Annotated in this window: 13 protein-coding genes; 8 read left to right on the top strand and 5 right to left on the bottom strand. The window is 31.7% G+C overall.

Translation table 11 applies throughout. The features are described from left to right. Positions 1 to 17 precede the first annotated feature (17 nt). Positions 18 to 1,253 (top strand): rod shape-determining protein RodA, encoded by a 1,236-nt coding sequence (rodA, locus tag OIU83_RS17100; protein WP_264207476.1) that lies wholly within the window; start codon positions 18 to 20, stop codon positions 1,251 to 1,253. Positions 1,254 to 1,269: 16 nt separating this feature from the next. On the opposite strand, the gene OIU83_RS17095 is transcribed toward rodA, so the two are convergent. Both OIU83_RS17095 and OIU83_RS17090 read right to left on the bottom strand, forming a co-directional pair. Further along, positions 1,270 to 2,088, bottom strand: coding sequence for a DNA/RNA non-specific endonuclease (locus OIU83_RS17095; RefSeq protein WP_264207475.1), 819 nt, complete (start codon positions 2,086 to 2,088; stop codon positions 1,270 to 1,272). Between the two features lie 139 nt (positions 2,089 to 2,227). Then, the gene (locus tag OIU83_RS17090) at positions 2,228 to 4,417 is read right to left on the bottom strand and encodes a carboxy terminal-processing peptidase (RefSeq protein WP_264207474.1); all 2,190 of its coding nucleotides are present in this window, start codon (positions 4,415 to 4,417) and stop codon (positions 2,228 to 2,230) included. Positions 4,418 to 4,630: 213 nt separating this feature from the next. Here OIU83_RS17090 and surE point away from each other — a divergent pair, with 213 nt between their 5' ends. The 5 genes from surE (at position 4,631) to OIU83_RS17065 (ending at position 9,596) form a co-directional block, all read left to right on the top strand. Then, positions 4,631 to 5,410: a 5'/3'-nucleotidase SurE gene (surE, locus tag OIU83_RS17085; RefSeq protein WP_264207473.1), complete on the top strand. Its 780-nt coding sequence runs from the start codon at positions 4,631 to 4,633 to the stop codon at positions 5,408 to 5,410. Continuing rightward, the gene (locus OIU83_RS17080; protein ID WP_264207472.1) at positions 5,403 to 5,696 is read left to right on the top strand and encodes a hypothetical protein; all 294 of its coding nucleotides are present in this window, start codon (positions 5,403 to 5,405) and stop codon (positions 5,694 to 5,696) included. Before surE ends, OIU83_RS17080 begins: the two co-directional genes overlap by 8 nt. 84 nt (positions 5,697 to 5,780) lie before the next feature. After that, a complete protein-coding gene (lpxB, locus tag OIU83_RS17075; protein WP_264207471.1) occupies positions 5,781 to 6,893 on the top strand; it encodes a lipid-A-disaccharide synthase in 1,113 nt (370 codons plus the stop codon). 28 nt (positions 6,894 to 6,921) lie between these two features. Further along, a complete protein-coding gene (locus OIU83_RS17070) occupies positions 6,922 to 7,404 on the top strand; it encodes a C40 family peptidase (protein WP_264207470.1) in 483 nt (160 codons plus the stop codon). A gap of 155 nt (positions 7,405 to 7,559) precedes the next feature. Next, positions 7,560 to 9,596 (top strand): ComEC/Rec2 family competence protein, encoded by a 2,037-nt coding sequence (locus tag OIU83_RS17065; RefSeq protein WP_264207469.1) that lies wholly within the window; start codon positions 7,560 to 7,562, stop codon positions 9,594 to 9,596. Between the two features lie 8 nt (positions 9,597 to 9,604). On the opposite strand, the gene OIU83_RS17060 is transcribed toward OIU83_RS17065, so the two are convergent. Then, positions 9,605 to 10,060 carry a thioredoxin family protein gene (locus tag OIU83_RS17060; protein WP_264207468.1) on the bottom strand — a complete coding sequence of 152 codons (456 nt, stop codon included), beginning with the start codon at positions 10,058 to 10,060 and terminating at the stop codon, positions 9,605 to 9,607. 214 nt (positions 10,061 to 10,274) lie between these two features. Between OIU83_RS17060 and OIU83_RS17055 the strand changes: the two genes are divergently transcribed. Next, a complete protein-coding gene (locus OIU83_RS17055) occupies positions 10,275 to 10,802 on the top strand; it encodes a transposase (protein ID WP_264207467.1) in 528 nt (175 codons plus the stop codon). After that, positions 10,724 to 11,635: an IS3 family transposase gene (locus tag OIU83_RS17050; protein ID WP_264207466.1), complete on the top strand. Its 912-nt coding sequence runs from the start codon at positions 10,724 to 10,726 to the stop codon at positions 11,633 to 11,635. Before OIU83_RS17055 ends, OIU83_RS17050 begins: the two co-directional genes overlap by 79 nt. A 112-nt stretch (positions 11,636 to 11,747) precedes the next feature. Here OIU83_RS17050 and OIU83_RS17045 read toward each other — a convergent pair whose 3' ends face one another. Continuing rightward, a complete protein-coding gene (locus OIU83_RS17045; protein ID WP_264207465.1) occupies positions 11,748 to 12,215 on the bottom strand; it encodes a thioredoxin family protein in 468 nt (155 codons plus the stop codon). A gap of 50 nt (positions 12,216 to 12,265) precedes the next feature. Next, entirely contained in the window at positions 12,266 to 13,750 is a 1,485-nt protein-coding gene (locus tag OIU83_RS17040; protein ID WP_264207464.1) for a peptide MFS transporter, read from the bottom strand. Between the last annotated feature and the right edge of the window lie 12 nt (positions 13,751 to 13,762).

The raw sequence follows: 13,762 nt of genomic DNA, 5'->3' as shown, positions 1-13,762 counted from the left end.
AAAGAGATTCATTTCAAATGAAAAATCAAAGTATAAAAAATAATATTGACTGGATAAGTGTAATCATCTATATCACATTAGTGATACTGGGTTGGTTAAACATATACTCTTCTTCTCTATCTTCTACAGATGGTACATATGAGAAACAGTTCATTTTTATTTTACTAACAATACCTTTAATCTTTATTCTATTATTTGTTGATGGTAAATTCTATGAAAAATACGCCAGCATAATATTTGGCGTAGCATTATTATTATTGGCTGGTTTATTTTTATTCGGAAAAACTATCGCAGGACAACGTTGTTGGTACGCAATAGGAAGCTTTACGATACAACCTTCAGAATTTGCAAAAGCTGCCACAGCACTTGCATTAGCAAAATATTTAAGTGACACACAAATAAACTTAAAAGATGTAAATCGTCAGGTACAGGCATTAGCAATTGTCTTTTTACCTGTAATATTAATCCTCCCCCAACCCGATCCCGGAAGTGCCTTAATATATAGCATCTTCTTAATTGTATTATATCGTGAAGGTCTTCCGTCCTGGTATATATGGACTGGCTTTATAGCAATATTATTATTTGTACTAACTCTAGTTTTGGAGCCTGTTTATGTGATTCTTTTGGCACTATTAGTACTTATAGGGCTCCATTTTAAAGGCAGAGCTGTAGATCGAAATATAATCCTAAGCGGTATACTATTGGTATTGATATCAGGATTTGTACTATCTGTAGATTATGTATTTGATAATGTATTCAAGCAACATCACCGTGATCGTTTTAATATTTTACTAGGAAAAACAGTCGACATGAAAGGTATTGGATACAATACCAACCAATCTGAAATCGCTATTGGATCTGGAGGATGGATAGGGAAAGGCTTCCTTGAAGGCACACAAACCAAAGGAGGATTCGTACCGGAACAACATACAGATTATATCTTTACTACTGTAGGCGAAGAATGGGGATTTGCAGGATCACTCGTTGTCATTGCCTTATTTGTTGGCTTATTCCTAAGAGTTATATACTTGGCAGAAAGACAAAAAACAAAATTCAGTCGCGTATATGGATATTGTGTTGCTGGTATTTTATTTATACACTTTTTTGTAAATATCGCAATGGTTATTGGTATTTTCCCAACTATTGGAGTTCCACTTCCGTTCTTTTCATATGGAGGTTCCGGTTTATGGGGATTCACTATTCTGTTATTTATTTTCCTAAAAATGGATGCCAATAAAGTAAACGAATGGTAGCCAAATTAGGTTTAAACTAGAAAGCCCAAGATTTATAATCAGCACTTTTTTCTAAATTATTTTCTATTTTATCGTCTAAGGCAGGAAAGAAATCTATTCCGGTCAATTTCTCTATGCTATCAACAGAAACAACAAATTCATACAAAGGTTTATCACTTTTTTCATTTGGAACCAAAAAAGCGATCATTTTATATTCCCCATTCCCATTAGATTGATCAAGTAATACTTTATAGAAATACTTTGGAACCAATACTTTTTCTTTACCTATAGTCTTCTTAGAATCCGTAAGCACCCCACCAGTTACAACATAAAGACCATCATATTTCACAGCCCAATAACGCACTTTTTGCTCAAGCCTATTCCAAACGCCATCATTAAAATCATGGATTTGTGGTGAAATATTCGAAGTTAAGAAAGTATCATCATAAGCGCTTTTTGTAAATTCCATATCACCAGCTGGACAAAGATGCCCTTTATCATAACCGGATTGTTTATAATTACGCCAATCTGCAGAACCAGTAGTTACTTTAGGATCTGTGATAAAATAAGGTCTTTTAAAGCTATTATTCTTTACATAATCCTTTTTCAATTCATAAGCAACCCATTCCGCCTGTTCGTACTTCTCATTATAAGAAAGCGTGTAATAATCATGTTTCACGATTTGATTTGTAGTTGACGATGGTAAGTAATCAAACTCCGTTTTATCATCGCTAAATTGCGTTGATATACCATTTACAATGTCATTTGAATTCGCGACAGCAACTAAATCCTTTTTACACGAAAAAAGCGAAAAAACAGCCAAAAACATTAATACAACCTTATTTATAATCTTCATAAAATCATTCTTTAAATCTAACATTCGTTATATCAAACTCAATTTCAAAGTTAACAAAACGATTCCAATAAAAAATGCCCCAATGACTCGAGAAGAATCATTGGAGCATTTTAATTAATAAACTAAACTTTATAAGATATTACAATTTAGATGCTAATTTATCTTTCTTAGTTTTGCTATTTACAGGAGATTGACCTGCAACATTTTTTGATTGTAAATCATCTAATACATTTATAGCTTCTTCTACATAAATATCTTTTGATAATGCTTCATGCCAACTTTTTCTCTTCTCTTTTAAAGAAGGATCTTTCTCCATTTCTGCAACTTCATAGGGCAATGAATTAAATTGCAAATTATTTTTATAATCAGTAATTGGCTTATATTTTTTTGCCTCAGCCTCTACCTCTGTCTGAGTTTTCTTGAAATCAACAATATTCAAACTATACGTATTCTCTTTACTCTTAGTATCAATCCATTTTGCATTATCTTCTATTAATTGAAATTGAGGATTTTGTGCAATACGCATTCTACTGTTGGAAATGGCTTGATTAAAATTAGAATTATTATTCCAAACACTATAGTCAGCTGGATCTATCTTATCCCAAGGCATAGCGTTATCGATATCACGTTCTCCCATTTTTAAATAAGCATAACGATCTGGTGCAACAATATCACTTCGTACACCTTCTAATTGTGTAGAACCACCATTAATTCTATAAAACTTTTGGGTAGTAATTTTCAAAGCTCCTAAATCCCCAAAATCGCTGCTACGAACAAACTGATTCAAATCAATAACATTTTGAACAGTACCTTTTCCATAAGTTTGTTTACTTCCTATGATAATACCTCTTTTATAATCCTGAATTGCTGCTGCAAGGATTTCCGAAGCCGAAGCAGAGAAACCGTTAACCATGATTACTAAAGGACCATCCCATTCGATCTTCTTATCACGATCAAAAAGAACTTCTTTCTTTTTACCTGCAGATTTAATCTGTACAATAGGACCTTGCTCAATAAATAAACCAGCAATATCAACAACTGTAGATAAAGATCCACCTCCATCATCACGAACATCAAGGATAATACCATTGATATTTTCTTTCTTAAGTCTTTCTACTTCTAAGGCAATATCTTTTCCTGCATCTCTACCATCTTTATTTTCAAAATCGATATAAAATTTAGGCAAATAAATCACTCCATATTTCAATCCGTTTTTATTAACGATACTTGACTTAGCGTAAGTTTCTTCAATCTCAACGATATCTCTAATAATAGAAACTACTTTAATCGTTCCGTCTACTTTTTTAACTGTAAGTCGAACTTCTGTTCCTTTATGTCCTTTGATCTTTTTAACAACATCATCGATACGCATACCAACAACATCAACAGGCTCATCACTTCCCTGACCTACTTTTATAATTAAGTCTCCAGCTTCCAACTCTTTACCTCTCCAAGCTGGTCCACCAGAAATAAGTTCAGAAATTTCAGTAAAATCACTTTTCTTTTGCAAACGTGCTCCAATACCTTCGAGTTTACCGCTGATATTAACATCAAAACGTTCTTTTTCTTCTGGTGCAAAATAACTTGTATGTGGGTCAAAACGTGACATAATACAATTTACATAAACTGAAAACCAATCACTTCTGTTTAAATCTTTAACAAACCCAAAATATTCATCTAATGATTTAAGGGAATTATCTCTTGTTTCTTTTTCTAAAACATCAAAACTTTTCTCTTTATATTCAGCATCTTTTGTTTTCTTTTCTTTCTCAATATTCTCTTTGGTTACAAGAGAAGAAAGAGTAGACAATTTAATTTGTTTCCTCCATTTTTCAGCAAGTTCAGCCGGTGTTTTAGCATAAGGTGTATGCTCATAATCCGTGCTAAAAGTTTCATTTAATTTATAGTTAAATGGATGAGCCAAAATAAGTTTATATCTCTTTTTACCTTCTTCCATTCTTTTCATCAAACGTGCATAAGTAAGATTGAAAAAAGTCAAATCTTTATTTACAAATTGATCGTCTAATTGCAATTCATATCTCGCGAATTCATCAATATCCGATTGCAGAAAAAATCTTTTGGATGGATCCAGTGCTTCAATATAATCTTTGTAAACCCCCTTGGAGAACTCATCATTCATAGGTGGAGGATTATAATGGCCTTTCTCGATTACAAAAGCGAGTAATTCCAAAAGCATCTTATCTTTGTTCGGGTCTGGGTCTATTCCTTTATCGCTATTAATTTTAAATGCAAACAATGTAGCAGATAAACAAATAACGGCCAGGATAATTTTATAATTTCGTTTCATAAATTTAATAATAGCATTCATCAATTTTTTAATCTAATTTACGTTAAAAACTATGCCAACAAAATGCGCCTCGCATAATTTTTTGTTAAAGATATAAAATAGTTTTTCTTTGGATTAATTTAAAGGTGCAAGTTAGCAAATTTAAGACTTTTTGTTACTATTTTAAGAAATTCAGTTACTACATTTGCTAATAAAAACCCTACATACCGATTTTTCCATTATATTTTAAACAAAATGAATTCAAAAAAACCTTTGATCTTAGTAACCAACGACGACGGTGTCTCAGCACCTGGAATTAGAGCTTTAATTAGTGTAATGGCAGAACTTGGTGAAGTTGTGGTAGTTGCACCAGATAAACCACAAAGCGCAATGGGACATGCAATAACAATAAACAGTACTTTGTACCTAAATAAACTATCTAAAGATGGCGACCCAATTACAGAATATAGTTGTTCGGGAACTCCGGTAGATTGCGTAAAACTTGCTGTAAACGAAATCTTAAAACGCAAACCAGATTTATGCGTTTCGGGTGTAAATCACGGTTCGAACTCATCAATAAATGTTATTTATTCGGGAACTATGAGTGCAGCCGTTGAAGCTGGAATCGAAGGAATCCCTGCCATAGGTTTCTCTCTATTAGATTTTGATTGGAATGCAGATTTTGAAAGCATAAAATCGTTTATCAAAAAAATAACACTTGAAACATTAGAGAATAAATTACCCGAAGGTGTCGTTCTTAACGTAAACTTTCCTAAACTTAAAGAAGATGAAATCAAGGGAATAAAAGTTTGCCGCCAAGCAAAAGCACAATGGGTTGAGAAATTTGACAAGAGAAAAACTCCTTCGGGAAAAGATTACTATTGGCTTTCGGGCGAATTTGTGAATCAGGATAAAGGCGAAGACACTGATGAATGGGCGCTGGAAAATGGTTATATATCGGTAGTACCAGTTCAATTTGACTTAACTGCACATCATACAATGCAACAACTTAACAACTGGAAATGGAATGAATAATACAAGAAACAAAAAAGATTTACTTATAGGTTTTGTCATCGGACTTATGGCTTCAATATTAGGAAGCTATCTTTTCGTAAGGTTATTTACTGATTTTGATCTTTCAAATGGATTAGAAAGCATAAAAATCATAAAGAATTATGGTTATCTGGGAAAAATAATCACACTAGGATCTATTCTGGATTTGGTAGCTTTTGGAATATTTTTAAAACAAAATAAAGAATTTAGAGCTCGAGGAGTTGTTTTGGCAGTTATTGTATTAGCCATTCTTACTTTATTTATTTAATTTATCTTTGCAGATATAAAGGAATTTTGTCATTCTTAAATTTGGATGACACTTTAAATAATTTCCATTCTCAAAAACAAAAACATGAAATATTACATCATTGCAGGAGAGGCTTCAGGCGATTTACATGGTTCAAATTTGATGAAAGCGCTATATAAAGAAGACCCTAAAGCCGATATTCGCTTTTGGGGTGGAGATTTAATGCAAAAAACTGGCGGTACATTGGTAAAACATTATCGCGAATTGGCTTTTATGGGATTTATCGAAGTTATTTTTAACTTAAAAACGATCCTGAGCAATATTTCTTTTTGCAAAAAAGACATTACACAATTCAAACCCGATGTATTAATTTTCATAGACTACCCAGGTTTTAATATGCGTATTGCAAAATGGGCGAAAGCATTAGGCTATAAAACACACTACTATATTTCTCCTCAAATCTGGGCTTGGAAAGAAAATAGAATCACAGATATTAAACATGATATCGATAAAATGTTTGTCATATTACCTTTTGAAAAAAGCTTCTATGAAGACAAACATAATTATCCTGTAGAGTTCGTTGGACATCCACTTATTGATGCAATCCATAATCAACCTCCATTTGACGAAACTATCTTTCGAAAAGAAAATAACCTAAGCGACAAACCTATTATTGCGATCTTGCCAGGTAGTCGCAAACAAGAAATTACCAAAATGTTATCGGTAATGTTAAGTATTGTAAATGATTTTAAAGAATATCAGTTTGTAATTGCTGGCGCACCGAGTCAGGATTATTCTTTTTATCAACATTTCATAACCAATGACAACATAAAATTTGTATCGAACAAAACGTATGCATTACTACAATCATCGACAGCGGCTTTAGTGACTTCGGGTACTGCAACTCTCGAAACAGCACTTTTTAAAATTCCAGAGGTTGTTTGCTACAAAGGAAGTTGGGCATCATATCAAATAGCAAAACGAATTATTACGCTTAAATATATTTCTTTGATTAACTTAATAATGGATAAAGAAGTAGTTACCGAACTTATCCAAGATGATTGTTCACCAAAAAGAATTGCCGAAGAGTTAAATAAAATCCTTGAACCTAATTATCGCAAAACTCTTTTACACAACTATGATTTGCTGGAAGAAAAACTAGGCGGAATTGGTGCAAGCGAAAAAACAGCAAAATTAATCGTAGCCAACTTAAAGTAAACAATTCATAGGTTTAAAAAACATTATCTTGAAAAACACGATCTCTTTCATAGCACTAATATTGTTATTTGCATCTTGTAAATCAACATCTTCTATTACGACCACAAAAAAGGAAGAGAGTAAAAAATCTGTTGTTAAAGATTTAATTTACACCGCATCCGAAAGTCTTGGAGTACGTTATAAAGCCGGAGGAACCACAAACCATGGCTATGATTGTTCTGGCTTGGTATTTACAACATTCAATTCTGAAAATATTAAATTACCCAGAACCTCATTTGAGCAATCGAAAATTGGATATGTTATCAATCGTAATAAAGCACAAAAAGGAGATTTAATATTTTTTAAAACCAACAGAAGCTCTCAAATAAATCACGTTGGCTTAATAGTCGAAATAAATGATGAAGAAATAAAATTCATACATTCCTCTACTTCCAAAGGTGTAATTATCTCCTCAACCAAAGAGCCCTACTACCGTGATTCATACGCACAGATTAATCGGATAGTTGAATAATAAATTCATTTACCTTTGTAAAAATTTAAACCTTTTACAAAGGTAGCCACACATAGAACTCTCTTTATTTTATTCCAAGGTTTTATTCTTTTAAGACGGTTAAAACTAAAACATAAATAAGGTTATTTCTTACAAAATAATTATATCTTAGCTACATGAAAGTACTAAGATTCCCTCTAGTAAGAATAACAATTGGCTTTATTGCAGGGCTTTTATTAGCTTATTACCTCATTCTATCGGCAGAGCTTGTATTTATATCCCTTGGTATAACATCACTCTTATTTATAAGCACTTATTATTTCGCTATAAGAAATCCGAAGAAAACAACCTACTTTGGCATAACAACATATTTATTGGCATGCTCAATTGGTATGCTAACACAAACACTCCATACCGAATCGTTTCAAAAGAATAATTATACCAATTACAAAAATGTTTACAACAAACCACAATTAATAGATTTTATAATTAGCGAAAAATTAAAAACTAATAATTACAGTGATCGATATATAGCCACGATAAATCAAATCGATGAAAAAATAGTATCTGGTAAGATAATAGTAAATGTTCGAAAAGATAGTACAGTATTAAATCTTGAAATAGGAAATTGCGTTCGCGTAAAAGGGCTTTTAATAAAGAACTTACCACCCAAAAATCCCAATCAGTTTGATTACAGCAAATATTTAAACAACAAACACATCTACGCACAATTATACACGGAGAATAATCAAATAACAATTAGTCCTGAACTTGAGAAAAGTATCTGGTATTATGCAGCCAGAATACGAACAAAGATTATACGCAATTTAGAACAAAATCATTTCAACAAAACAGAAATGAATGTCGCTCTTGCTTTAATTTTAGGACAACAACAAGACATTTCTCCCGAGATTATCAAAGATTATCAATATGCCGGTGTAACACATATTCTATCGGTTTCTGGATTACATGTGGGTTATATATTAATCTTTATTACATATATTCTAAAACCAATTCCTAACACTAAACGAGGCTCAACGATAAAACTCATTGCAATAATACTCTCTTTATTTTCATTTGCAGTAATTTCCGGATTCTCTCCTTCTGTCTTGAGATCTGTAACAATGTTTTCATTTGTAGCGCTGGGAAATCATTTAAGACGAAGCGTAAATATTTATCACACTTTACTTGTTTCTATATTATTGTTGCTGCTTTTTGAACCTGCCTTTTTATTTGATGTAGGATTTCAACTAAGTTATTTGGCATTATTTTTTATCATATGGCTTCAACCAGTATTAAAAGCAATGTGGTCTCCAAAACAGAAGTTTACAATTGCAATTTGGAACGCATTAACAGTGTCATTTGCGGCTCAAATTGGCACTTTACCCCTTTGCTTATACTATTTCCACCAATTCCCGGTATTGTTCTTTGTAGCCAATATAGTCATCATACCATTTTTGAGTATTATCATGATCTTAGGAATTATAGTAATGGTTCTGGCAGCATTTGATATTGTTCCAATGTTTTTGGTGCAAATATTAGAGATAAGTATTTACTACTTAAACAAAATTATAAATGCAATTGCCTCCTTTGAGAGTTTTGTTATTCGGGATATTTCGTTCAATACATACTTATTAATCAGTTCTTATTTATTAATAATAACTGCAATTATATGGCTTAAAAAACCAAATTTCACTAAACTAGCTTTAACATTAATTTCAATAATGCTATTACAAATAACTTTTATAGCAAACAGAAAAAATACTGAGCAGCAAATAGAATGGATTGTTTATAATGTATCCAAAAATAGTATGATTACCGAACGCTCCGGCAAAGACGTGATACTTTTTGCAACGGATACAACATCAAACATGATAAAGAATAACTACGCATTGACGTCCTACTTGGTTGGTAATTTTGCTAGTTTAAAAAATAAAGAAAGACTGAAGAATCTAACCTATTTTAATGGCAAAAAAATCATGATAATAGACAGTTCGGGTATTTATTCAAAGAAAGTAAAACCAGACATTTTGCTAATAACCCAATCTCCGAAAATAAATTTTGAAAGATTATTAAAAAACACTCAACCAAAATTAGTTCTAACAGACGGAACAAACTATAAATCGATTCAACACTATTGGAAACAAACATGTGTAAATGAAAAAATCCCTTTTCATTCGACCAATGAAAAGGGATTTTATAAGCTAAATTAGAACAGATCTTAAAAATCACTCGGATGTAAAATAGCATTCGACTCGGTAATCCAAGCCTTTACTCCACCTGATTTATAAGCCATTTTTCCCAATGCCTGAAAAGTAGTTTTGTTTTTTCTAATTACAGCATTTGCAAAACATATTTCGGGTAAATCCTGAACTCCAAATGCGTTTTTAAGTTTCAGATTTTGTTCTTTATCACTGTCTGAAGCTTGACTATCGGACAAATCTAATTTTACCAAAATAACATTATCTCTTGACCAAAGCGCAAAATCTAAAGTTTTCATTATTTCGTTTTGCAGATTATCAGCCAGGTTATTTGCAGTAAACATAATCAGCATTGGTTTTTTCGATTGATTACTAATTTCAATAGCATCATTTATGTTTGTTTTCCAAATTAAGTTTTGCGCTTGCGTTGAAATAAATCCTAAGAAAAACAGAGATACAAGTAATTTTTTCATCATATTAATTTTGGTTTTGGTTAGTATAGCCTGACGAAATTAACATTTAATTTTAATTATCCAAATTATTTTATAACTTATAATAAGTTTTATGTTTTTTTATAACTTATATTTTATCAATACAGCAAAAACAAATATTTACATACAAAAAAAGAAAAAGAAATACCTTATAAATGAACTGCCCCCAAATAGTTAGACACTATCTGGGGGCATTTTTATGGAAAGAAAAGTCAAGTACAATTATGATTTTAAACTTCGCTGTGTAGAAGAAGTTTTAAAAAGGAATCGGTCAATTTGTTTAGTAGCGAAAGAGAATGATATTCGAACTTCTAATCTGAGCAGATGGATTGCATTTTATAGAAAGTTAGGTAAGGAAGGTCTTTTACCTAGAAAAAATCAATCTTATAGTGTTGATTTTAAGCAAAATGTATTAGATACAATTAAAAATAAGTCTTTATCTTTGGAAGAAGCCTGTATTGAATTTAATGTCCCCAGTGATTCTATTATTATTCAATGGCAAAAAAAGTACAAAGAACAGGGTACTTTGGGCTTAGAACTTAAACCTAAAGGAAGACCTAGATCTATGAACTTCAAAAGAACCAAAAAGAAAACCACCAAACCTCTGTCTAGAGAAGAAGAGCTTTTACTAGAGATAGAATCATTGCGATGCGAAAATGCTCTATTAAAAAAGTTCAATGCCTTAGTTCAAGCCGAAGAAATCAAGAATATAAAGCGCAAGCCATAATAGAATTAAGGCATCAATATGCTTTAGCAAGTTTGCTAAAGCATACAAATATGGCAAGAAGTAGTTATTATTACTATGAGAAAAAACATCAAGTAGTTGATAAATACAAGTATATTAAATTACTTATCGAAGAGATTTATCATCGACATAAAGGTCGATTTGGTTATAGGCGTATTACCTTAGAAATTAGAAATAAAGGTATATTAATCAACCATAAGACGGTGTTCAGTCTTATGAAACTTTTAGGTTTAAAAAGTTTAATTAGGGTAAAGAAATATAAATCATACAAAGGAGAACTAGGTAAAATAGCTCCAAATGTGCTAAAACGTAATTTTAAGACTGAAATGCCTAATGAAAAATGGGCAACAGACGTTACCGAATTTAAGGTGTCAGGAAAAAAATTATACCTGTCGCCAATAATTGATTTGTTCAATGGAGAAATTATCAGTTACGATTTATCAGAAAGCCCGAACTTTAATCAAATTCTATCTATGCTTAAAAAGTCTTTTGAAAAAATACCAGATAAAACTAATTTAATACTGCACTCGGACCAAGGGTGGCAATACCAAATGAAACAATACCGGCATCTACTAAAGCAGAAAGGAATTAAACAAAGTATGTCTAGAAAAGGAAATTGTCTAGACAATGCTATTATTGAAAACTTCTTTGGAATATTAAAATCAAAACTGTTTTATCTTAAAAAATACAGCTCTATCAATCAATTAAAACAGGAAATAATCGAATATATAAATTATTACAACAATGACAGAATAAAACTTAATCTAAAAGGAATGAGCCCGATACAATATCGAGCTCATTATTATCAAATTTAATTATAAATTCGTCCAAACTTTTGGGTGCAGTCCAAAACGACAAGAAGCTCTTTCCGTATAAACGAAAAGAGCTTCTTTATTTGTAAATAGTTAAACTATTTAAAACATTTAATTATTTCTTAACCGGATTAACAATCCCGTCTGCAACTGTAAGCCATGCCGATGGTCCACCTGCTACATAACCTGTAGTACCTAGTCCTTGAAAATTAACTTTCCCATCCTTACTTTCAGCTTTAGTAAAATAAACCGTTGGAAAACCTTGAATTCCAAAAACCTGTTGCAACTCATTATTCTGAGCTTTTACCTCAGGAGTTTGCGGCGTTCTTCTTGGAAAATCTAACTCCACCAAAACAACATTATCTTTTGCCCATTTATTAAACTCAGGTGTTTTTAAAACTTCACTTTGTAAACGAATACACCATCCACACCAATCGCTACCAGTAAAGAACAACAACATAGGCTTTTTCTCTTTATTACTCACAGCAATGGCTTCTTTTACATCTGTATACCACTTTAGCTCTTGCGCTTGAACCGCAAAAGAACCTAATACTAATAACAATGTAATAAATATCTTTTTCATCTTGTTTTATTTTTTTTCAAATTTAAGCAAAAACGGCTATAAAATATTTTCTATTTTACTTCTTGCATTAATTTTTTAATCAATGGAGTGCTCACTATTAAAACAATACCTGCAATAAGCGAATAAATTGCCAATTGATAATACCCATCTGTATAAGCAATTAACTTAGACATTAATGTAGTTCCTGTATTTGCATTCGACATTTCTGACCCAAGTTTACCGGCTGCAAATTGTCCAAAAGCACTAGATAAAAACCACAATCCCATCATCATTCCAAAAAGTCTTTTAGGAGACAGCTTAGTAATAACCGACATTCCGATTGGACCAATACATAATTCACCAATTGTGTAAACTAAATACCCTAGAGCAAAAACATTAAGAGAACTCAAACCGTTTGCATCAATAAAAAAACGAGCACTGTAAAATATAAAGAATCCTGCCGCAAGAAGAATAAATGAAAATCCAAATTTCACAACTGTATTAGGCTCTATTTTTCTTTTATAAAGGAATATCCACAACAAACCAATTAGAGGGCTAAAAATAATTACGTATAAGGAGTTTATACTATTATTAACTACGTTAGGATCAATATTGAAGAACAATAAATTACTAGATAAGTTATCTTTTGCAAACAATGACAATGACCCACCAGATTGCTCAGAGATAGCCATAAACATAAAATATCCAAAGATAAATATAAACGCAGCTAATAATTTATACTGCTGCTTACGATCTTTAATTCTCAACAACTCGTATAAGAAATACAAAAGAGCAACTGCACCAATTGTATACATGAAATATTCTGTGAAATCAGAATTTATAACCATTACGTAAATAAGCGGAATCGCTAATAATGAACCTACGTAAACTCCGATTTCATACGTATTACGCTTTTTAGGAGTATATTTTTCTAAAGGAGAATTACCAATAGGTGCTAAATGTTTTTTTGTTAAAAGAAAAGTAATCACACCAATAATCATCACTATAGCAGCCGAAAGAAAACACAGGCTCCAAGAATAATTTTTACCTAAGTAAATAGGAATTGCACCACCCAACATTCCACCGATATTGATACCTGCATAAAACATTCCGTATCCAGCATCTCTACGCCCATCATTTTCATGATATAATTCACCAACCATTGAAGAAACGTTTGGCTTAAAAAAACCAGTTCCAATAATAGACAACGTAATACCATAATAGAAAAAATCATGTGGAGAAGCAGCTATTATAAGGTTTCCAATGATCATGACAATACCTCCAAAAAGTAATGATTTTTTAAATCCCAAAATTTTATCGGCAAAAATACCTCCAATAAAGGTAAAAGCATATACAAATGCCTGTATGGCTCCATATTGCAAATTGGCCTTACCTTCCAGTAGTCCTAATTGGTCGACCATAAAAAATGCCAAAACACCTCTCATTCCGTAAAAGCAAAAACGCTCCCACATCTCTACTAAAAACAAATACCACAATTGCTTTGGGTACTTACCTTTAAAATTTTGTATTTGATCTAAAGTAATACTCTGTTCCATTTATATATAAAT

Origin of the sequence: Flavobacterium shii, assembly GCF_025847235.1 — a bacterium.
GTDB classification, from domain to species: Bacteria; Bacteroidota; Bacteroidia; order Flavobacteriales; family Flavobacteriaceae; genus Flavobacterium; species Flavobacterium shii.
This window is presented reverse-complemented; position numbering and strand designations above follow the sequence as displayed.